A 20,155-nucleotide genomic window follows, 5' to 3' on the forward strand; every position below is an offset into this window, starting at 1 on the left:
TATAGTTGTCAATGATGTGGGTTCGGGCTGTTCCGACGGGCCGTGCCCCGCGCCCCGAGTGAAGGGAGAGGGGATGGACGTCCAGCGACACGCCGGCCGGATCGCCATCGTGACCGGAGCCGCGAACGGCATCGGGAGGGCGACCGCCGTCAGGCTGGCCCGGGAGGGCGCCAGCGTCCACGGCTGCAACCGCGGCGACGACGCCCGGGCGCGCGCCCAGGCGGAGTTCGACGCGGCCGGTCTCGACATCACCCTCCACAAGGCCGACGTCTCGTCGCAGCCGGACGTGGACGCGCTGGTCGCGGCCGTGGGACGGCGCGTGGACGTCCTCGCCAACGTCGCGGGAGTCATGGACGGCTACCAGCCCCTCGGCGACCTCGACGACGACGTGTGGGACCGCGTGATCGCCGTGAACCTGACCGGAGTGATGAGGATGTCGCGGGCCGTCCTGCCCCGCATGCTCGCCCAGGGGGGCGGGGCCATCGTCACCGTCGCGTCCCGGGCCGCCCTGGGCGCGGGCCCGGCGGGCGTCAGCTACGCCGCGAGCAAGCACGGCGTGCTGGGCCTCGTGAAGAGCATCTGCTGGTGCTACGGACCGCGGGGGATCCGCTCGAACGCCGTCCTTCCCGGCGGCGTCGAGTCCGGGATGCACGCGTCCGCAGGCACGAACGAGTCGCCGCGGACCGGATGGGCGTACGAACGGGCCGCCCTCGCCAAGGCGACGATGCCGCCGAAAGCGAGGGCGGACGAGATCGCGGCCGCCGTCTCCTGGCTCGCCTCCGGCGAGGCGTCCAATGTCAACGGGGCCGTCATGACCGTGGACGGCGGCTGGTCCAGCGCCTGACCGGCCGGGAGGGGCGGTCCGTCCGCGCCGACCGGGCCGCCCCTCCGGCCGGCGCTATGCCGGGTAGTACTTCTCGAGCCCGGGACGCTCGATGGTGGAATTGCAGCCCTCGATGAAGATGCCGAGCGTGCTCGCGAAGAACGCCGCGCGGGAGTCGGGCTCGGTGGGCCCGCCCCGGTGCAGCCAGCCGCAGGCGGCGAGCCGCTCGCGCTCCTTGGACAGGTCCTCGGTCCAGTAGCCCATGTGGTGGAAGACGGTGCCCTCGGCCGGCTCGTTGGGCGTGCCCGGCACCCGCTCGAACAGTTCGAGCGCGCACGGTCCGGCGGTGGCGAAGGTCAGGCGGGTCCTGAGGGTGTAGGGGCGGCCGTCCTGGTCGACCGACTCGCCGACGTAGTGCTTCACCGGGAGCCAGTCGAGGGCGAGGGCGGCGCCGAACCGCTCCATCGCGTCGTCCAGGTCGTCGACGGCGAAGGCGATGTGCCAGATCAACGCGGTCCTCCGCTGGGGTAGAAGTGTTCGAGGCCGGGACGCGAGGTCAGCGTGCTGGTGGCCTCCAGCAGCACGTCGTAGGGCCCCTGGGTGATCAGGATCCGGCGTAGCGCGGGGTCGGCCTGGTCGCTGAGGAACGCGACGCACGGCAGGCCCAGATCGGCCATCCGCCGCTCCTCGGCCACCAGGTCGTCGCCCCAGTAGCCCAGGTGGTGGAACGCGGAGTCGCCCCGCCGGACGTTGGGCGTGCCGGGCGAGGGTTCGATCAGCTCGATGGACAGGGGCAGGTCGAGCGAGAAGACCACGCGGGTGTCCAGGTCCCACGCGGCTCCGCCGGGGCCCTCCATGGTGCGCTTGATGGTGTGGAGGTCCGCCCACTTCACGCCGAGGGCCGCCGACAGCTCGTCCATGGCGGGTTCGAGTTCGTCCACGATGAATCCCGCATGCCATATCTGCCGCGACTTCGGCGCTACTCTATTCATAGTATGCAGATTATCGGGAAGGAGTCCGTTCCGTCCAGGGCGGATGCCGGGTCGCGCGGGAGAGTTCTCACGGCTCGGGCCATGTGACCCGGCCGCCGGGCGGGAAGTTGACGGACTTGAGCTCAAGGAAGTGCTCGATGCCGAACCTGCCGAACTCGCGGCCGTGCCCCGACTGCTTGTAGCCGCCGAAGGGAGCCCGGACGTTCAGCCGGCCGCCGTTGACGCCGACCATCCCCACGCGCAGCCGGGAGGCCGCCGCGGCGGCCTCGGCGTCCGGGCCCCAGACCGCGCCGACGAGGCCGTACTCGCTGTCGTTGGCGATCGCGACGCCCTCATCGACGTCGTCGTAGGCCAGCACGCAGAGCACCGGCCCGAACACCTCCACCCTGGCTATCTCCATCGCGCGGTCGACGTCGGACAGGACGGTCGGCGCCACGTAGTGCCCGCCGGACGGCACCGGCACGCCGGGGCCTCCGGCGACGACGCGCGCGCCGTCCCTGACCCCGCGGGCCAGCAGCGCCAGCACCCGCTCCTTGTGCGGTGCCGAGATCAAGGGGCCGATGGTGACGCCTTCGGCGAACGGGTCGCCGATCCGCTGCGCCTCGACGAACGCGGCCAGCGCCGCCTCGGCCGCGCCGACCCGGTCCCGGGGGACGATGAGACGGGTCAGCGCCGCGCACACCTGGCCGGAGTTGGTGAAGCAGCGGGCGGCCGTCGCCGTCGCCGCCGCCCCGGTGTCGGCGCCGGGCAGCACCAGCGAGGGCCCCTTGCCGCCCAGTTCGAGGCCCACCCGCTTCACCGACGCCGCGGCCACCGCCCCGATCCGGCGCCCGACCTCGCTCGATCCGGTGAAGGAGATGCCGTCGACGTCCGGATGCGCCGTCAGCGCCTCCCCGACGGTGGAGCCGAGACCGGTCACCACGTTGAACGCCCCCGCCGGAAGACCCGCCTCGTGCAGGGCGTCGGCCAGCGCGTAGGCGCTCAGCGGCGCCAGCTCGGACGGTTTGAGGACGACCGTGCAGCCCGCCAGCAGTGCCGCGCCGACCTTGGCGACCACCTGGTGGAGCGGGAAGTTCCACGGGGTGATGGCGACCACCACTCCCAGCGGCTCCCGCACGACCACCGTGCTGTCGACGCGCTCGGTCCAGGCGACCTCCGAGGCCGCGTCGCACAGCGATCTGAGCACCTCTGTGGGGCGGGCGACCTGGGCCTCCCTGGAGAGCGGCAGCGGCGTGCCGACCTCCGTGGAGATGAGCTCGGCGAGCTCGTCCGCCTGCTCCGCGAGGCGGGCGCACACCTCCCGGACGATCAGGGCCCGGGCCTTGTGAGGGGTCGACGACCAGCCGGGGAACGCGTCGCGAGCGGCGTGGACCGCCCGTTCGGCGTCCGCGGCGCCCCCCTCGCACACACGGGCGACGACCTCGCCCGTGGCGGGGTTCTCGACGTCGAGCCGGCCGGACGCGGCCGAGCGCTCCCAGCGCCCGCCGATGAACTGGCCGCCGGCGCGGCTCACCGGGTTCACGCCGCACCCTCCCGGTCGGGGGCGACCTCGAACTGGACGACGACCTGCGAGGCGACGAGGTCGCGCATCACGTCGCGGACCACGTCGTGCGCCGGATGGGCGCTGTAGGCGCGCCAGCCGTCGGCGTCGTCGAAGTCCGCGACCAGCGCGTAGTCGGCGCCGCCCGGCCGCACCCCCGCGTCGGGTCCGTGGCTGAACGCCCGGACGTCCGGCGAGCGGGCGCCGAGGTCGTCCAGCGCGGCGCGCACCCGCGCCGCCTCGTCCTCCCCGAGTTCCCGCTTCCAGGTCATCAGGACCACATGGCGCAGCATCCGGTCACCCCGCACTCGTCACGGCCCCGGGCCGGGAGCCCTGCGCCGGTTCGCCGCGCAGGAACCCGACCTGCACGCGGTTGTACTCCTCGGGCTGCTCGAACTGCGGCCAGTGGGCGGCCTCCTTGATCAGATGGAACCGCACGTCGGGGATGTGGGAGAACCCCGCGCGGGCGTCCTCCCACGAGTGGATCGGATTGCCGTCGCTCCAGATGACCAGCGTCGGCGCCTTCACCCGGCTCAGCCGCTCGGGGGTGAGCCAGTAGTGCCGCGCGTCCTCGGGGTCGAAGAGCCTCTCGAACAGCTTGGTGAGGGACTCCTTGACGCCCGGCCGCGCGTAGATCGCCTGCCGGATGCGCACGAACTCCTCGGGGACCTGCGCGGGGTCCGCGAACAGCCACTGGATCCGGGAGCGGACGGCCTCGTCCGAGGCGTGCCGCAGCGACGCCGTGGTGCGCGCGAGCAGGTCGACCACGTCCTCGGCCTGCCGCCTCCCGGTCGCGGGGAGCCCGCCGGAGGTGTTGAGGACCAGCTTGTCCACGCGGTCGGGGTGCTTGATCGCCATCCACGCGGCGACGCGCCCGCCGAACGACTCGCCGCAGAAGTCGGCGCGGTCGATCCCGGCGGCGTCGAGGAAGCGCACGACGTGGTCGAGCACCTCCGCGGTGGTGTAGCCGCAGCTTTCGGGAGCGTCGGTGTAGCCGTGGCCGAGCATGTCGATGGCGTGGCAGCGGCGGTCCCCGCTGTGCGGCCCGAGATTGCGGATCCACGTCTCGGCGTGTCCGCCGCCGCCGTGCAGGAACACGATCGGGGGGCCCTCGCCCGCCTCGATGCTCCGGGTGCGCACTCCGCCGACGTCGTAGAAGCGCTGCTCGAACGCAGTGCCGAGGAGGTCGACCCATACGGTGTCGCTAGGTGCCATGTGGTTGCCTTTCGTTGCGGGAGAGTCGGCCCGCGGCCGGTGGGACGGCCGGGGTCCGCCGGGGCGGACCGTCAGCCGCGCGGGTTCAGCAGCGCGCGCGAGATGAGCAGCCGGTGGATCTCGTTCGTGCCCTCCACGAGCTGGAAGACCTTCGCGTCGCGGTAGGCGCGGCCGACGCGGAACTCGGGCGAGACGCCGTAGGCGCCGTGGATCTGGACGGCCTCGGTCGCCGTCCGCTGCGCGACGTCGGAGGCGAACATCTTGGCCATGCTGGTCTCCGTCCGCGCGCGGGAGCCGGCGTCCATCTCCCGTGCGCAGTGCCGGACGAGGAGCCGGGCGGCCTGGATCCCGGTGGCCATGTCGGCGAGCTTCTGCTGGATGAGCTGGTGGTCCCCGATGGGCGTCCCGGCGATGACCCGGTCGCGCGCGTACGTGATCGAGTCGTCGAGGCAGCCCTGGGCGAGGCCGACCGCACGCGCGGCGACCGAGAGCCTGCCGCGCTCCACGGCCCCCATGGCGATGCGGTAGCCGTCGCCCTCCTCGCCGAGTAGGCACTCCGGGCCCACGCGCACGTCCTGCAGCGCGACCTCGCCGCTGCACAGGGGGCGGAAGCCGAGCTTGTCCGCGAACGGACGGGTCGACAGGCCGGGAGTGCCGATCGGGATCACGAAGGCGCTGACCCCGGCACGTCCCAGGGCGCGGTCGCGCGTGGCGAAGGTGACGATGAAGTCGGCGATGTCGATGTTGGTGATCCACGTCTTGGCGCCGTTGATCACGAATCCGGAGCCGTCGCGGCGGTAGGTCGTCTCCATCGCGGCCACGTTGCTTCCGGACTGGGGCTCGGTGACGCCCGCGCATCCGAAGACCTCGCCGGCGGCCAGCGGGACGAGCCATCTCCTCTGCTGCTCGGGCGTGCCGTGGCGGAGCAGCCCGGAACCGACCAGCGCGGACGGCATGCTCATCAGGACGCCGAGGCAGTGGTCGACGGTCGACATCGCCTCGATGACCGCCGCGTAGGTGGCGTGGTCGAGCCCGGCGCCGCCCAGTTCCTCGGGGACGGTGCCTCCGAACAGCCCGAGTTCGCGCATCCGGTCGAGGATGTCGCGGGGCAGCCTTTCGGCCCTGTCGTACTCGGCCACGCGCGGGGCCACGACGTCCCGCGCGAAGGAGGACACCATGTCCACCAGCGCTGCGGACTCCTCGGCGGAACTGCTCACGGTGTCCTCCCTTTCGCGGACGGGCGGCGCCGGGCGCTCGCGGGCGGCGAGGCGCCGTCCGGCATGGACGGGAGGGACGGTGACGCGAACCGGCGCCCGTCGGCCCCCGCCGGGCGCCGTCCCGGCGTCCGGTCGCCCGTCCGGCACGTTGACGGCGGGCCTGACCGGGCTCCTATAATATGTGCATGGTAACTATGTTTGACCGGCCGATCAAGCGCCGCTCCGCGCCGGCGCGGGCCCTCGCTCGATGAGCGGGCCCCTGAGGTTCGTCTTCGGCGGCCGTTACGACCGTCTCGCCGACGTACCGGACCTCGCCGCCCGCGCCGGGATCGCCCTGGAGCTGGAGACGCTCGCCAGTCCCAAGGACGCCTTCGCCGCCCTGCGCGACTCGCCCGACTTCGCGGGCGGCGAGATGTCGGTGTCCTTCTACATGACCGAGCGGTCCCGCCTCCGGGACGCCTGCGACCTCGTGGCGCTCCCGGTGTGGATCTCGCGCGCGTTCCGGCACTCCAACGTCTACGTGCGGGAGGACTCCGACCTGCGCACCCCGGCCGACCTGCGGGGCGGGCGCGTCGGGCTGCCCGAGTACGGCATGACGATGGCGGTCTGGCTGCGCGGCCTCTTCGCGGACGAGTACGGCCTGGCACCGGAGGACCTGCGATGGGTCACCCACCGCGCGGCGACCGGACTGGACGAGGAGGCGGTCAGGCACCCGTCCGGCGTCGAGATCGCGGTCGCGCCGCCGGGGACGTCCCCGCAGGAGAACCTCCTCGGCGGCCGGATCGACGCATGGATAGGAGCCGGCACGGCCCCGCCGGCACCCGGCGTGCGCCGCCTCTTCGCCGACGCGTTCGCCGAGGAGCGCAGGTACTTCGCCAGGTCCGGAGTCTTCCCGGTGATGCACGTGCTCGTGGTCAAGCGCGCCGTCCTGGACGGCGACCGCTCCTTGGCGCCCCGGCTCTTCGCGGTCTTCGACGAGAGCAAGCGCCGCGCCCAGCGGCGGCTGTGGTCGACCAGCGTCGCGTACCTCACCCTCCCGTGGGCGCTGCACGCGGCGGAGGAGCAGACGCGGATCATGGGCGGGGACCCCTGGCCGTACGGGCTCGCGGCGAACGCGCCCACGCTCGACGCCCTCATGCGCTACATGAGCCGGCAGGGCCTCCTCTGGGACGACGTGCCGCTGGACGAGTTCTTCCTGCCGGTCGAGCCCGCATGAGCCGACCGCACGCCTTCTCTCGGGAGTCCTCATGACCACGGAACCGACGACGGCCGCGACCGCGCGGGCGGCGGTGCTCACCGCCCCCCGGCGGATCGAGGTCCGCGAGTTCCCGATCCCCGCCGCCGGACCCCGCGACGGCGTCCTCGCCGTCGAGGTCAACGGCGTCTGCGGCTCCGACGCGGAGTTCTACGACGCGGCCCTCGACGGCTACCCGATGCCCATGACGCTGGGCCACGAGCCCGTCGGGCGGGTCGTCGCGATGGGGGAGGAGATGCGCCGCGCCTCCGGCGTCGCCGTCGGGGACAGGGTCGTCGTCAACTCGGCGATCCGGTGCGGACGGTGCGCGGACTGCGAGGCGGGCGGGGACTGCCGGTCCCGCTCCTACGGGACCGTCTCGCCCGACGAGCCGCCCGGACTGTGGGGCGGGATGGCGACGCACCTGTACCTCGCGCCGGGCGCCACGCTCCTCCCGCTCGCCGAGCACGTCACACCGGCCGCCGCGGCGTTCCACAACCCGCTCGCCAACGGGTTCGAGTGGACGGTCGAGTCCGGCCGCGCCGGCCCGGGCTCCACGGTGGCCGTCCTCGGCGCGGGCCCCCGCGGCCTCGCCTGCGCGCTGGTCGCGGTCCACTCGGGCGCCGAGCGCGTCGCCTGGGTCGGCCTTCCCCGCGACCGGGAACGGCTCGCGCTCGCGGCCGGGTTCGGGATCCACGACACCTACGAGACGACCTCCGACGACCCCGGCGAGCTGCGGGACGGGCTCGGGTACGGCGTGGACGTCGTCGTCGACACCACGCCCTACTCGACGTCGGCGGTCGAGCAGGGCCTCCACGTGCTCGACCGGGACGGGCGGCTGGTCCTGGCCGGGTTGAAGGGCTCGGGCCGCAGGCTCGAAGTCGAGGCCGACCTGATCGCCCGGCGGAGGCTCACCGTCACCGGTCCCCGGAGCAAGGGGCTGCGGTCCCTCCGGAAGGCCGTCCAGGCGCTGAACGACGGCGCCTGGGACCTGGACGCCGTCCCCTCGCGGGCGTATCCGCTCGACCAGGCGGCGGCGGCCATCGAGTCGCTCGGATCGGCCGACCCGGCGCGACCGCTCCAGGTGCGCATCCAGAACTGACGGACGAGAGGAGCGAACGGCATGCGGATGTCACCGGAGCCGGCCGCCCCGGCCGGAACGACCCCCCGATCGGTCTTCGTGCGGACCCCCGGGCTGACCATGCACGCCCTGGCAGCCGGCATCGGCGGGCCCCGGGTTCCGATCGTGCTGATCCACGGCTTCCCGCAGACCTCGCACGCGTTCCGCCACCAGGTCGCCGCCCTGGCCGCCCACGGACACCCGGCCTACGCGGTGGACACGCGCGGGTACGGCCTGACCGACAGGCCCGGCACCCGGGTGAGCCGCGCCCTCCTCGCCGCCGACATCCGGGAGTTCTGCCGGGCGGAGGGGCTGTCGGACGTCACCGTGGTCGGCCATGACTGGGGAGGCCTGATCGCCTTCAAGGCGGCCGTCGACCATCCCGGGCTGTTCACGCGCCTGGGACTCATCGACTCGCCCTGCACGGTCATCTCGCCCGACATCCCCCACCCGTACTGGTTCAAGGCGGAGCCGCTGCCCGAGGCGTTCCTCGCGTCCCACGCGGCGGACATGATCCGGGTCCGCTTGGGCGGCCGCGCCGGAGCCGTGCTTGGGGAGCGCCCTGGAAACGCCTACGGCAACACCCAGCCCGAGCGCGAGGTGCCCTTCTTCTCGGACGCGGACATCGACCACTACGTCGCGAGCCTCGACGCGTCCGCGCAGGCCAACGCCGTCCAGTACTACCGCTACGCCATGCCGCTGCACCGCGTCATCGCGGATCCGGACGCGCCCGGCGGCGAGCGCTACCAGGCGCTCTCGGAACGGGAGGTGGCGGCCATGTGGCTGCACCGCGACGGCATCGACGCGCACCCGTGGCGGCACGAGTTCCACGACTTCGGCCCCGAGGACCGCCGCAAGCGGTTCCGCGGACCGTCGCTCCTGATCTACGGCAGGCAGTTCGCGACCCGCTTCCCGGTGCACGGCGACGGCGTCATGCCCAGCGGTGACCCGTTCGCCGACCAGTACGCGCGGTACTTCACCGACATGACCGTCCGCGAGACCGGGGCCGGTCACTACATCCCCGAGGAGCTTCCGGAACTGGTGACCGGGGAGGTGCTCGCCCTGGCCGGTCGCTGACGACCGGCCAGGGCGAGTCCTGGGGAAGTCCGGCGGGCCTACAGGTCGAGGACGAGCTTCGGCGAGCACGAGCGGCCGACGCAGATCAGCATGGTGCCCTCCTCGTCGTGCTCCTCGGGCGACATGAGGGTCCCGCGGTGGTCCGGCCGGCCGGCGATCACCCGGGTCTCGCAACTGCCGCAGTAGCCCTCCTGGCACGAGAAGCCGAGATCGCTCCGGACCGACCTGGCCACTTCGAGGATGCTCTCGTCCGCCGCGACCGTCAGCGTCACGCCCGAGGCCGCGAGCTCGATCTCGAACGCGGTGTCCTCGCCGTCCGGCGCCGACGCGGTCCCCGACGCCGTGAACCGCTCCAGGTGCAGCCGGTCCGCGACCCCGGCGGCCGTGCACGCGTCCGTCACGGCGTCGAGCAGCCCGGCCGGACCGCAGCAGTACAGCAGCGCGTCCTCGGGCAGCGCCCGCACGATGGCGGGCACGTCGAGAAGGCCGGCCTCGTCCTGGGGGACCACCGTCGTCCGCGGTCCGCCGAGGGCCGTGAGCTCCGGGACGAACGCCATGGACGCTCTGGAGCGGCCGCCGTAGACCAGGCGCCAGGCCGCGCCGCGGCGCTCCGCCTCCTCCGCCATCGCCTTGATCGGCGTGACGCCGATGCCGCCGGCGACGAACACGTACTCGGGGGCGTCGACGAGAGGGAAGTGGTTGCGCGGAAGGCGGGCCTCGATCTCGTCGCCGGCCTTGAGATCGCGGTGGATCTCGACGGACCCCCCTCGCCCCTGCTCCTCCTTGAGGACGCAGAACGTGTAGGAGTCCGTGTCGGCCGGGTCTCCGCACAGGGAGTACTGGCGGGAGAGCCCGGAGGGCAGCCGGAGTTCGAGGTGCGCTCCCGGCTCCCACAAGGGGAGGGGGCCGCCGCCGACCGCCTGGAACCGGAGCAGGAGGACGTTCTCCGCGACCCGCTCGGTGCGGTCGAGGACGAGCTTGAGCCTGTCGTCGGCGCCGCCGGCCATGTCAGATCGTCCCGTTCTGGGGCAGCGGCATCACGACGTCGTAGCGGACGTACCGGAAGCTGCCCTCCACACCGACGAGTTCCTGGACGCCTTCGGGATCCTTGGCGACACCGCCTTCCAGAAGGAAGCGCACCATCTTCGTCTGGATCCCCTGGAACTCCTCCGGGCCCTGCTCCCACAGGAGCATGGGGCGTCCGAGGCAGACGTGCGGCCCGGCGCCGAAGGCGACCCCGAAATGGGGCGCCTTCGGGTCCTCGACGGTCCTGTGCGGGTTGTAGGCGTCGGCGTCGGCGCCGAAGACCGACGGGTCGTGGTTCGCCTTCTCCACCCAGCCGGAGACCCAGGTGCCGGCCGGTACGAAGCGGCCGCTGGACTTCAGCACGGTGTCCTCGACGGCCACCCGGACCAGGTACGGCCGGGACGCCCGGTGCAGGCGCAGCGACTCCTTGACGGCGAGGTTGACGAACTCCCTCTCGCCGATCCGCGCGCGGTCCTCCGGATGGTCGGCGAGCCACGCGAGGAGGTCGTCCACGGCCCAGGCGGCCTGAGAGACGGGGTTGTTGACCGAGGCCGAGAGCATCGCGACCATCTCGCGGAACACGAGTTCGTCGTCGAGCCGGGCGTCCTCGGGGAGCAGGAGCAGGCTGGTGAGGAGGTCGGCGGGAAGCGCAGCGCGCTTGTCCGGATCGTCGCCCGCCTCGCGGATCAGTGCCTCGCGGCGCGCGATGCTCGGCTCGTACATCTCCTCGCGGATCTGGCGGCGCGCCTCCCGGGCGGTCTCCAGGATCCGCCGGCGCTCCTCGGGCGCGGCGTACTCGACGGTCAGGCCGCTGACGACGTCGGTCCCCAGCCGCTGGAACCGCGCGACCGTCTCGTCGTCCTCGACCCCGTCCAGCCCGACGAAGGCGGCCGTGACGCGCCAGATCACCCGCTTGCAGAAGTCGATGAGGTCAAAGCGGATCATTCCGTCGGCGGGCTCGGCGGCGTCCCGGACGCGCCCGAGGTTGTGCGCGTAGACGGCGTCGACGAGCCCGCCCTCCGCGCCCCACGGCTGCGACGGCCTGATCATCTTCATGAGCGCGCGGCGGCGGTTCAGGTGCTCGCGCCCGTCGATGGCGATGAGGCTGCCGTGGACGAACTCGTCGGACTCCGCCTTGGTGCCCGCGACGACGAAGTCGCGGCCCCGCCGCAGGACCTCCTCGACCTCCCGGTAGTCGGTCAGGTCGACGAAACTCCGCGTCTCCCAGGACTGTGCTTGGCTCATGCTGAGCTCCTCGATTCGCGTTCCGGACGGCCGGAGGTCGACGTTGTCTGCTCGCTAGGCGTGGACCCGATCCAGGCCGGGCACGGCCCGACGCCGCGAGGACGTCTGACAGCCAAGCATAGTAACCATGCGCATAGTATAGAGGGATGTGGTGAACGCCACAACGGGCTCCCGAGTCCGGTGGCGTCACCCTGGGTTCGCAGCCGCCTTGGAGGCGGGAACGTCTGTCCAGCGCGCGGTGCCTGGAAGCGTTTCCCTGCATTTTGTGGTCACAGATTACGGGGAGGTTGTACTAGGCTGGAGGGCGGCGAACAGCCGAGAAGAAAGGCTCCCCCGTGTCAGGTCCTGTGCAGAGGCCGATGAAGCAGTCCGAGATCGTCGCGCGCGACCTCACCAACCGCATCGTCTCGGAGAACCTGCCCGAGGGCACGCGGCTGCCGAACGAGCGCGAGATGCTCGAGACCTACCAGGTCGGCCGCAGCACCCTGCGCGAGGCGCTGCGCCTGCTGGAGAGCAGGGGCGTGCTCACCATCCGCTCCGGCCGCGACGGCGGGCCGGTCGTGCGCGGGCCCCGCGCCTCGGATCTGGGCGAGGCGCTGACGCTGCTGTTGCAGTTCGAGCGCGTGCCGTTCTCCGAGGTCTTCGCCGCCCGGCAGGCGCTGGAGCCCAGGCTGGCGCGGATGGCGGCCGAGAACATGGACGACGAGACGCTCGCCGAGATGGCCGGCTGCAACGAGCGGATGGCCGCCAACCTCGACGACCGCGAGCTGTTCCGCAAGGAGAACTTCCGGTTCCACGAACTGGTGGCCGCGGCCGCGCAGAACAAGGTGCTCGAACTGTTCTCCGCGGCGCTGGAGTCGGTCGCGGGCGGTCTCGCCTTCGGAGTCGTGGCCGGGCAGTTCACGCGCGCCCACCGCGCCGTCGCGCTGGACGCCCACCGCAATCTGCTCAAGGCGTTCGTCTCCCGCGACCCCGACGCCGCCGAAGAGGCGATGCGCCTGCACCTCGAAGAGGGCCGGGCCTCGTGGCTCGCCGCCTACCGGGACCTGTCGCGCCGTCCCGTCCAGTGGGCGTCGGCCGCCACGCACGGCGCCGCGCGCACCGAGTTCTGACGATCTCGATCTGAGGCCGCGCCGCGGCCGGGTCGGCATACGCCGGCGCTTCCGACGTCTCACCATCGGGGGTCCCTTCCCCTCGTCCCATCATAATATGACTATGATTGGGATGCTTATTCGGTTGTGCGGCCGAACTGGAGGGATTCGCGTGAGCGGGACAGCGCCGGTGGAGTACCAGGTCGTCGACGGGGTCGCCCGTATCCGCCTCAACCGCCCCGAGACGGCGAACGCGCTCGACCTCGACCTGGCCCTGGCGCTCTGCTCCGCAGCGCGGGCGGCCTGCGACGACGCGTCGGTCCGGCTCGTGGTGCTGGCGGCGGCGGGCCGGCGCTTCTGCGCCGGCGGCGACCTCGCCGCCATCGCGTCCGCCGACGCCGCCGCGACCTACGTGTACAAGCTCGCGACGGCCGCCGACTCGTTCGCGAAGTTGGTGTGGGAGATGCCGAAGCCCGTGCTGGCGAGCGTCCAGGGCGTGGCCGCCGGAGCCGGTCTTGCGCTCGTGCTGGCCGCCGACCTCGTCGTCGCGAGCCGCGACGCGACGTTCCTGGCCGCGTACGGCGCGGTCAACCTGACCCCGGACTGCGGCCTGTCCTACCTCCTGCCGAGGAGCGTGGGCGAGCACCGCGCGCTGGAGATGACGCTTCTCGACCGCGTGCTCACCGCGGACGAGGCCGTCGAATGGGGCATCGCCAACGTGGTCTGCGACGCTCCCGACCTGGCCGCCACCACCGACGCCCTCGCCCGCAGGCTCCTCGCCAGGTCGTCGTTCGCGCTCGGCGGCACCAAGCGGCTCATCAGGCAGGGCTGGGAGCAGACGCGGGTCGACAGCGGCTGGGCGGAGACCGCTTCCGTCGCGCGGGCCGCCGGCACCGCCGAGGCCGCCGACGCCATCGCGGCGCGGTTCCGGCGCTGAACCGGCCCCGCCCCTGGCGCGGCCATGGTGGACGCCCGAGGCCCGCAAAGAACACAGGCAGCCTGTTGACTTGCGAGGGGCCACCTCCTACGCTCTAACTCTGTTAAGTCTTATCAGAGATAGGAGATGGCCGTGGAGGTCGTTCCACTCAAGGCCGCGCTGGGCGCAGAACTGCGGGGCGTGGACCTCACCGAACCCCTGGACGGCCGCGGCGTCGAGACGGTCCGCGAGGCGTTCGCCGCCCACTTCCTGCTGGTCGTCCGCGGGCAGCGCCTCAGCGGCGAGGACCACGACCGGTTCGTCCGCTACCTGGGCCCGCTCCAGCGGTTCGACAACGGCGCCTACCACCAGTTCATGACGAACCAGGCCGTCGAGAACGCCGCGGAGGCCGGTTCGGGGAGGCTGCTCTTCCACAACGACGGCGCCTACCGCGACCGCCCCCGCGCCGGCACCTCGCTCTACGCCATCGACGTCTCGCCGACGTCGCCTCCGACGAGCTTCGCCAACGGCGTCCGCGCCTACGAGCTGCTCCCCGAGGAGCTCCGGCGGCGGATCGAGCCGCTCAGCGCCGTCCACATCCTCGACTACGACGACCCCGAGCAGGAGTCGAACCGCGTCCGGGAGGCCGACTTCCCCGCGGGCAGGACCCTGGCGGACGTCCGCCACGCCGTCCACCCGATGGTGGTGACCCTGCCCCACAGCGGTCGGAAGGCCGTGTTCGTCAGCGAGTTCTACACCAGTCACATCAAGGAGCTCGGGCCGACCTCGGAGGAGGGCGAGGACCTGCTGCAGCAGGTCTTCAAGGTCCTCTACGACGAGTCCAACGTCCATTCGCACCACTACAGCGACGGCGACCTCGTCGTCTGGGACAACCACGCCGTCCAGCACGCCCGCTCGGGCTCGGTCGACGCCAACCCGCGCCACCTGCGCCGCCTGGTCCTCGACCGGCTCTCATGGGGCCCGGCGGCATGAGCGCCGGCCAGTGTCCTCACCCGACGAACAGGAGCCGCTGATGAAGGTCGGAATCATCGGCCTCGGCAACATGGGCGAGCAGATCGCCGCCGCCGTCCTCCGGGCGGGGATCGAGACCCGCGTCTACGACGTCCGTCCCGAAGCGGTCGCGAAGCTCGTCGACCAGGGCGCCACAGGCGCCGCCTCGGTCCGGGAACTTGCCGAGGCGGTGGACGCCGTCGGGGTGGTCGTCCTCAACGAGCAGCAGGTCGGCGAAGTGGCGGAGGAGGTGGCCGCGGCGGAGCGGCGGCCCGGCACCCTGGTCGTCCACAGCACCGTCACGCCCTTCTACGTCAAGGGGCTCCAGAACCGGCTCGCGGAGGCCGGGGTGGACGTCGTCGACGCCCCGGTGGCGGGCGGCGTCGCACGGGCCAGGACCGGCGACCTCACGGTCATGGTCGGCGGGGACGACGCGGTGGTCGCCGGCCTCAGCCCCGTGTTCCAGGCGATCGGCCGGGACATCTTCCACGTCGGCCCGGCGGGCGCCGGGACGGCGGTGAAGCTGGCCGTGAACTTCATGACCATCGCGGGCTACGCCCTGGAGATCGAGGCGATGGAGATGGTCCGGGCCTACGGGCTCACCGAGGACGCGCTGAGCACGGTCCTCACCACCAGCTCCGCGGACTCGCGCGCGGTGCGCCGGTGGGGCTTCCACGACCGCCTCCGGCGCCAGGCGCCGCCGGGGACGGAACCGGCGCACCTCGTCATGCGCAAGGACGTTACGTCCTTCGCGGCGGCCGGGGGACAGGCCGGCCTGGTCCTTCCACTGGCGGCCGTCACCGCGCGGACGCTGCTCGACACGATCGGACGGCGCGACCGGTACCTGGACGACCTGGGCGACGTGCCGCCCGTCCCGCGCTGCGCGGCCTGCACCCAGGAGCTCATCCCGCCCTTCCGGGAGGCGGGCGTGCACCCCGAGTGCGCCGCGTAGTCCGGCCGGCGAAGTACACAGGAAAGCTGAGTAGGTTACCTGAGAAAGCAGTAGGGTCGCCCCATGGAGACCGATTCGACGGCGCCGGAGCTCGCCATGGCACTGGCGCTCGCGACCGCCAGGCTGCGGGCCCGGCTGCGCAGCGAGCAGGCCGAGGTCACCACCGGCCAGACCATGTCCCAGCTGTCGGTGCTCGGCCGCGTCTCCGAGGCCGGCACGACGACCGCCAGCGAGCTGGCCAAGGCCGAGCACGTCCGGCAGCAGTCCATCGCCGAGACGGTGTCGGCCCTGAAGCGGCAGGGGCTCCTGGCCGGTCGGCCCGATCCGTCCGACGGGCGCAAGGCGCTGCTCAGCCTCACCGAAGCCGGTGAGGATCTCGTCCGCTCGATCGTCGAGCACCGGGGGGCGTGGCTCGCCCGCGCCCTCGACGCCCACGTCACGCCCGCCGAGCGGGCGGTGCTGGCGCAGGCGACGCACATCATGTTCCGCCTCGCCGACTGCGCCCCGCTCGGCGAGGTGCCGCCGGTCCGGGAACGGGACGCCGGAGCACTCGGACGCTGAAGCCGGCTCGCGCGCCCCGCCGACGATCCGTCGACGGGGCGCGGGGGATCGGCGGTGGACGGGATCAGCGGTGGAAGCGCACCGGCATCGCGGTCCAGCTGTTGCGGATGATGTGGACCACGGGCGTGGCGGGCGCGGCGAGTTCGACGGCGCTGAACTCGTCCAGCAGCGCGTTGAGCACGATCGGCGCCTCGAGCCGGACGAGCCGCGATCCCGCGCACACGTGCGCCCCGGAGGAGAAGCTGAGGTGCTTGACGCTCTCGGCCCGTCCGACGTCGAAGCGGTACGGGTCGGGGAAGACCGTCTCGTCGCGGTTGGCGGCCATGTACATCAGGTAGACGTGCTGGCCCTCGCGGATGAGCTGCCCTTCGAGCTCGATGTCCTCGACCGCCGTGCGCAGGAACGCGCGCGCGGGCGTCACCCAGCGGAGCGTCTCCTCGATCGCGAGCGGGACCAGTGACCGGTCCTCGCGGAGCCGCTGCCACTGGTCGGGACGCTGGGCCAGCTCGTGCACCAGCCCGGCGAGCAGCGCGCGGGTCGTGTCGCTCCCGGCCGCGAGCATGGTCATGGCGAACATGACGACGTTGGCCTCGGAGACCTTCTTCTGGTCGAGCTCCGCCTCCAGCAGGACGGTCAGCAGGTCCTCGCCGCCGGGGCTGCGCCGCTTGGCCTCGATGCTGTCGACGATGTACCGCTGGAGGCCCTGGAACTCGGTCGCGGCCGCGCGGAGCTCGTCGAACGTGAGGTCGGCGCCGAGCTTCTCCAGCTCGTCGCTCCAGTGCTGGACGCGCTCCACATCGGTGTCGGGAAGCCCGATGAGGTGCGTCGCGGCGACGATCGGGACGGCGCTCGCCGCGGGGATCCAGTCGGTCACCTCACCGGACCCGATGCCGCGGACCAGGTCGCGGACGACTCCGGTGAGCGTGCCCCGCATCCGCTCCAGCGCCCGGGGCGAGAACGCCGGGGCGATGACGCGGCGGAGCTCCTGGTGCCGGGGCGGGTCGGTGGTCCCCACCTGCTCGCCGCCCTTGGGGAAGAAGCTGTCGGTCAGCAGCTCGCCCCCGGCCTGGTCCGCGTACTTCACGTCGTTCAGGAACAGGCCCCTGGAACTGACGAACTCCGCGGCGCGGCGCGTGACGGCGTTGATGTCGGCGTGCCTGGTCAGGACGAACGTGTCCAGGGGCTCGTAGTAGTAGAAGGGCTGCTCTCTCCGCATCCAGTCGAACGTGGGCCACGGATCGGCGAGGTAGAAGTGCGGGTCCTCGATCGGGACGGTTGGTGCGGCGACGGTCATCTGCGCCCTCCGTAAATAGCGTTACTATAATCAAAGTAATGAGGATCACATCTGATCGTCAAGGGCGGTCCTAGGCCGCTCGATCGGCTGGGAAGAGGAGGAGCCGCATGCAACGTGTCGGAGCTGACCCCGGTGTCTGCATGGGTTCGGGGCTCTGCGAGCACATCGCACCGACGCACTTCAGGCTGGAGAACGGTGCCGTGCGCCTGATCGAGGAGACGGTGGCTCCGGACCGGCTGGCCGATGTCGCCGAGGCCGTCGACGCGTGCCCGACCCGGGCGCTCCGGCTCCTGGCAGGCCCCTGAGCGTCCACCTGGGGCGACTGGACCAGGGCCGAGCACGGGTGCCCCGGGCTCCAGGCGGTCGGCACGACCGGCTTCCCGAACTACGGGGACGACCTGTCCGCGGCCGCGGCCGCGGACAGGGCGGCGGCGGCGGGGGCGGGCGGTATGGCCGTGACAATCAACGAGGACCACTAACCGGTCGAGCAGCGCTCCCGGGTGGACCTCGGCACCGGCTGAACGGTCAGCGACGCCGGGGCGTGCTCGAGCAGCCGCTCGCGGGCGGTCTCTCCCCGGCGGTCACCCGCGAGATTCGGCGCGCCAAGGCCGGGCCTTGCCGCGAAGATCTACGGGTCTGACCCGCTCGTCCGGGGCGGTGGTCGTACTCGGGGCCGGGTCAGGCGAGGCTCATGAAGAGCTTCTCCAGCTGGGCGCGGTCGAGTGCGGCCTGCTCGGGGTCCGCGCCTTCCTGGACGCACTTCTCCAGGCCCGTTGCGATGATCTTGAACCCGGCGCGGTCCAGTGCCCGCGAGACCGCCGCGAGCTGGGCGATCACGTCCTTGCAGTCCCGCTCGTTCTCGATCATCTGGATGACGCCGCCGAGCTGCCCCTGGGCGCGCCGCAGGCGCACGAGGACATCGGCCAGCGATTCCGCCTCGAATTTCACGTCGCCCTCCTCATACCGGCCAGGGTATAGGGTCCGCGCCGCGATCCGGCGGGCCGGACGGGCCCGGTCCGCGCCCCGCTCCCCACGTGAGGGGCCGGCGGGCTGACCGCGGGCCGAGCCGTACACGGCGTTCCTGGATACCCCCTGGGGTATTTGCGCATCGTTTCCCTTCTCGGCTACTCTCCGAGGCATACCCCCTGGGGTATGTGACATGTCCGTGACCTGCGCGTCCGGCGACCGCGGCCTGCTCGCCCCCCGGTGGGCGGCGGCAGCGGCGCCCCGGGTCCGGACCGGCCTCCACGACGAAAGAAGATGGGTATGCCTCGTTTGTCCCCGAAGATCGACGCGGCCTCGCTGCGCGACCGCCTCGCCGCCCCGGACGCGCCGCGCCTGCTGGACGTGCGCACGCCCGCCGAGTTCGCCGCGTCGCACATCCCCGGCTCCTACAACGTCCCCCTCGACACGCTGCGGGAGCACCGCGCCGAACTGCGCGGCTCCCTCGACGAGGTGGTGCTCGTCTGCCGGAGCGGCGCCCGCGCGGCCCAGGCCGAGGAGGCGCTCGGCGAGGCGGGCATGACCAACGTGCACATCCTGGACGGCGGGATCGTCGCGTGGGAGGCCGCGGGCGCGCCGCTCAACCGGAACCGGTCCCGCTGGGACCTGGAGCGGCAGGTGCGCCTGGTCGCCGGGTCCCTCGTGGTGGCCGGCGTCGTCGGCGGCCTCGTCGTGCCGGGGCTCCAGTGGCTCGCCGCCGGAGTCGGCGCCGGCCTCACGGTCGCGGCCCTGACCAACACCTGCACGATGGGCATGCTGCTGTCGAAGCTGCCGTTCAACCGGGCGCCGTCCTGCAGCGTCGTGACGATGGCCGAGCTGCTGAAGGAGCGGCGGCCATGATGACACTCGCGCTGACCCTGATCGCATCGCTCGCCATCGGCGTCTCGCTCGGCCTGCTCGGCGGCGGCGGATCCATCCTCACCGTGCCGATCCTCGTCTACGTGGCCGGGGTCGAGGCGAAGCAGGCCATCGCCATGTCGCTGTTCGTGGTGGGCGCGACCTCGCTGGCGGGCATCCTGCCGCACGCCCGGGCCGGCCGCGTCCGCTGGCGCACCGGCCTGCTGTTCGGCGGCGCCGGAATGGCGGGCGCCTACGCGGGCGGACGGCTGGCGGCCTTCATCCCCGGCGGCGTGCTGCTCGGCGCATTCGCGGTGATGATGGCCGTGACCGCGGTCGCGATGCTGCGCAGCCGCCGCACTCCCACCGGCACTCACGCGGACCGGCCCATCTTCCGGATCCTGGCCGAAGGGGTGACCGTCGGGCTCGTCACCGGGCTGGTCGGGGCCGGCGGGGGCTTCCTCGTCGTTCCCGCGCTCGTCCTGCTCGGCGGCCTGTCCATGCCCGTCGCGGTCGGCACGTCGCTGCTGGTCATCGCGATGAAGTCCTTCGCGGGGCTGGCCGGATACCTCTCCAGCGTCCACATCGACTGGCCGCTGACCCTCGCGGTGACCGCCGCCGCGGTGCTGGGCGGCCTCGCCGGTTCGCGCCTGGCCGGACGCGTCGACCCGCAGCGGCTCCGCCAGGCCTTCGGCTGGTTCGTCCTGGTGATGGCCGGGGTCGTGGTGTCCCAGCAGGCCCCCGACCCGGTCCGCCACGCCCTGTTCGCCACCCCCCTCGGCTGGGCGGTGCTGGCGGCCGTCACCGTGGCCGCGTCCGCCGCGCTCCTGGCGCACAGGACCAGACGGCACGGGCCGGCCGCCGTCCGCGAGGCGAAGCACGCCGCTCCGCCGGAAGGGGTGCGGCACTGATCCGCCGGCTCGGCGGCGCGGGGATTCCCGCGCCGCCGGGCATGAGCGCGGCGCCTGAGGGGGACGGCGACGAAGATGGAACGGGACGTCG

Annotated in this window: 22 protein-coding genes; 12 read left to right on the forward strand and 10 right to left on the reverse strand. The window is 72.6% G+C overall.

Features of this window, described 5'->3' with window-relative positions:
- Window positions 1-73 precede the first annotated feature (73 nt).
- Complete coding sequence (locus tag ABWI07_RS10145) at window positions 74-844, forward strand: SDR family NAD(P)-dependent oxidoreductase (protein WP_353818338.1); 771 nt, start codon at window positions 74-76, stop codon at window positions 842-844.
- Window positions 845-898: 54 nt separating this feature from the next.
- On the opposite strand, the gene ABWI07_RS10150 is transcribed toward ABWI07_RS10145, so the two are convergent.
- The 6 genes from ABWI07_RS10150 to ABWI07_RS10175 form a co-directional block, all read right to left on the reverse strand.
- Window positions 899-1,333, reverse strand: coding sequence for a VOC family protein (locus ABWI07_RS10150; RefSeq protein WP_353818339.1), 435 nt, complete (start codon window positions 1,331-1,333; stop codon window positions 899-901).
- Window positions 1,330-1,815: a VOC family protein gene (locus tag ABWI07_RS10155; RefSeq protein ID WP_353818340.1), complete on the reverse strand. Its 486-nt coding sequence runs from the start codon at window positions 1,813-1,815 to the stop codon at window positions 1,330-1,332. Before ABWI07_RS10155 ends, ABWI07_RS10150 begins: the two co-directional genes overlap by 4 nt.
- A 67-nt stretch (window positions 1,816-1,882) precedes the next feature.
- Window positions 1,883-3,337 carry an aldehyde dehydrogenase family protein gene (locus ABWI07_RS10160; RefSeq protein WP_353818341.1) on the reverse strand — a complete coding sequence of 485 codons (1,455 nt, stop codon included), beginning with the start codon at window positions 3,335-3,337 and terminating at the stop codon, window positions 1,883-1,885.
- A complete protein-coding gene (locus ABWI07_RS10165; protein WP_353818342.1) occupies window positions 3,334-3,648 on the reverse strand; it encodes a Dabb family protein in 315 nt (104 codons plus the stop codon). The genes ABWI07_RS10160 and ABWI07_RS10165 overlap by 4 nt, the downstream gene beginning before the upstream one ends.
- A gap of 4 nt (window positions 3,649-3,652) precedes the next feature.
- On the reverse strand, window positions 3,653-4,570 hold the full coding sequence (locus ABWI07_RS10170) for an alpha/beta fold hydrolase (protein WP_353818343.1): 918 nt from the start codon (window positions 4,568-4,570) through the stop codon (window positions 3,653-3,655).
- A 71-nt stretch (window positions 4,571-4,641) separates the two neighbouring features.
- Entirely contained in the window at window positions 4,642-5,787 is a 1,146-nt protein-coding gene (locus tag ABWI07_RS10175; protein ID WP_353818344.1) for an acyl-CoA dehydrogenase family protein, read from the reverse strand.
- Between the two features lie 247 nt (window positions 5,788-6,034).
- Between ABWI07_RS10175 and ABWI07_RS10180 the strand changes: the two genes are divergently transcribed.
- From ABWI07_RS10180 to ABWI07_RS10190, 3 genes are read left to right on the forward strand one after another with little or no spacing between them, the layout of a single operon-like run.
- Window positions 6,035-7,003 (forward strand): substrate-binding domain-containing protein, encoded by a 969-nt coding sequence (locus ABWI07_RS10180; protein WP_353818345.1) that lies wholly within the window; start codon window positions 6,035-6,037, stop codon window positions 7,001-7,003.
- A gap of 31 nt (window positions 7,004-7,034) precedes the next feature.
- Entirely contained in the window at window positions 7,035-8,123 is a 1,089-nt protein-coding gene (locus ABWI07_RS10185; RefSeq protein ID WP_353818346.1) for a zinc-dependent alcohol dehydrogenase, read from the forward strand.
- Window positions 8,124-8,144: 21 nt separating this feature from the next.
- Window positions 8,145-9,218, forward strand: a complete 1,074-nt coding sequence (locus tag ABWI07_RS10190; protein ID WP_353818347.1) for an alpha/beta hydrolase — start codon at window positions 8,145-8,147, stop codon at window positions 9,216-9,218.
- A gap of 38 nt (window positions 9,219-9,256) precedes the next feature.
- Here ABWI07_RS10190 and ABWI07_RS10195 read toward each other — a convergent pair whose 3' ends face one another.
- Entirely contained in the window at window positions 9,257-10,225 is a 969-nt protein-coding gene (locus tag ABWI07_RS10195) for a PDR/VanB family oxidoreductase (RefSeq protein ID WP_353818348.1), read from the reverse strand.
- A 1-nt stretch (window position 10,226) separates the two neighbouring features.
- On the reverse strand, window positions 10,227-11,489 hold the full coding sequence (locus tag ABWI07_RS10200; RefSeq protein WP_353818349.1) for a cytochrome P450: 1,263 nt from the start codon (window positions 11,487-11,489) through the stop codon (window positions 10,227-10,229).
- A 359-nt stretch (window positions 11,490-11,848) separates the two neighbouring features.
- Between ABWI07_RS10200 and ABWI07_RS10205 the strand changes: the two genes are divergently transcribed.
- The 5 genes from ABWI07_RS10205 to ABWI07_RS10225 all read left to right on the forward strand — a co-directional run bounded on the left by ABWI07_RS10205 (window position 11,849) and on the right by ABWI07_RS10225 (window position 16,020).
- Window positions 11,849-12,601 carry a FadR/GntR family transcriptional regulator gene (locus tag ABWI07_RS10205; protein WP_353818350.1) on the forward strand — a complete coding sequence of 251 codons (753 nt, stop codon included), beginning with the start codon at window positions 11,849-11,851 and terminating at the stop codon, window positions 12,599-12,601.
- A 151-nt stretch (window positions 12,602-12,752) separates the two neighbouring features.
- A complete protein-coding gene (locus ABWI07_RS10210) occupies window positions 12,753-13,517 on the forward strand; it encodes an enoyl-CoA hydratase/isomerase family protein (RefSeq protein ID WP_353818351.1) in 765 nt (254 codons plus the stop codon).
- A 132-nt stretch (window positions 13,518-13,649) separates the two neighbouring features.
- The gene (locus tag ABWI07_RS10215) at window positions 13,650-14,489 is read left to right on the forward strand and encodes a TauD/TfdA dioxygenase family protein (protein ID WP_353818352.1); all 840 of its coding nucleotides are present in this window, start codon (window positions 13,650-13,652) and stop codon (window positions 14,487-14,489) included.
- 40 nt (window positions 14,490-14,529) lie between these two features.
- Entirely contained in the window at window positions 14,530-15,459 is a 930-nt protein-coding gene (locus ABWI07_RS10220) for an NAD(P)-dependent oxidoreductase (protein ID WP_502912811.1), read from the forward strand.
- 63 nt (window positions 15,460-15,522) lie between these two features.
- The gene (locus ABWI07_RS10225; protein WP_353818354.1) at window positions 15,523-16,020 is read left to right on the forward strand and encodes a MarR family winged helix-turn-helix transcriptional regulator; all 498 of its coding nucleotides are present in this window, start codon (window positions 15,523-15,525) and stop codon (window positions 16,018-16,020) included.
- Window positions 16,021-16,084: 64 nt separating this feature from the next.
- Here ABWI07_RS10225 and ABWI07_RS10230 read toward each other — a convergent pair whose 3' ends face one another.
- A complete protein-coding gene (locus ABWI07_RS10230) occupies window positions 16,085-17,314 on the reverse strand; it encodes a cytochrome P450 (protein WP_353818355.1) in 1,230 nt (409 codons plus the stop codon).
- 107 nt (window positions 17,315-17,421) lie between these two features.
- Here ABWI07_RS10230 and ABWI07_RS10235 point away from each other — a divergent pair, with 107 nt between their 5' ends.
- Entirely contained in the window at window positions 17,422-17,619 is a 198-nt protein-coding gene (locus ABWI07_RS10235) for a ferredoxin (RefSeq protein WP_353818356.1), read from the forward strand.
- A gap of 373 nt (window positions 17,620-17,992) precedes the next feature.
- On the opposite strand, the gene ABWI07_RS10240 is transcribed toward ABWI07_RS10235, so the two are convergent.
- Window positions 17,993-18,262, reverse strand: coding sequence for a metal-sensitive transcriptional regulator (locus tag ABWI07_RS10240; RefSeq protein ID WP_353818357.1), 270 nt, complete (start codon window positions 18,260-18,262; stop codon window positions 17,993-17,995).
- Between the two features lie 318 nt (window positions 18,263-18,580).
- Between ABWI07_RS10240 and ABWI07_RS10245 the strand changes: the two genes are divergently transcribed.
- Window positions 18,581-19,156, forward strand: a complete 576-nt coding sequence (locus ABWI07_RS10245) for a rhodanese-like domain-containing protein (protein ID WP_353818358.1) — start codon at window positions 18,581-18,583, stop codon at window positions 19,154-19,156.
- Entirely contained in the window at window positions 19,156-20,064 is a 909-nt protein-coding gene (locus ABWI07_RS10250; protein ID WP_353818413.1) for a sulfite exporter TauE/SafE family protein, read from the forward strand. Before ABWI07_RS10245 ends, ABWI07_RS10250 begins: the two co-directional genes overlap by 1 nt.
- The last annotated feature ends 91 nt before the right edge of the window (window positions 20,065-20,155 follow it).

Source organism: Actinomadura sp. NPDC000600 (assembly GCF_040492135.1).
In the GTDB taxonomy this organism is placed as follows: domain Bacteria; phylum Actinomycetota; class Actinomycetes; order Streptosporangiales; family Streptosporangiaceae; genus Spirillospora.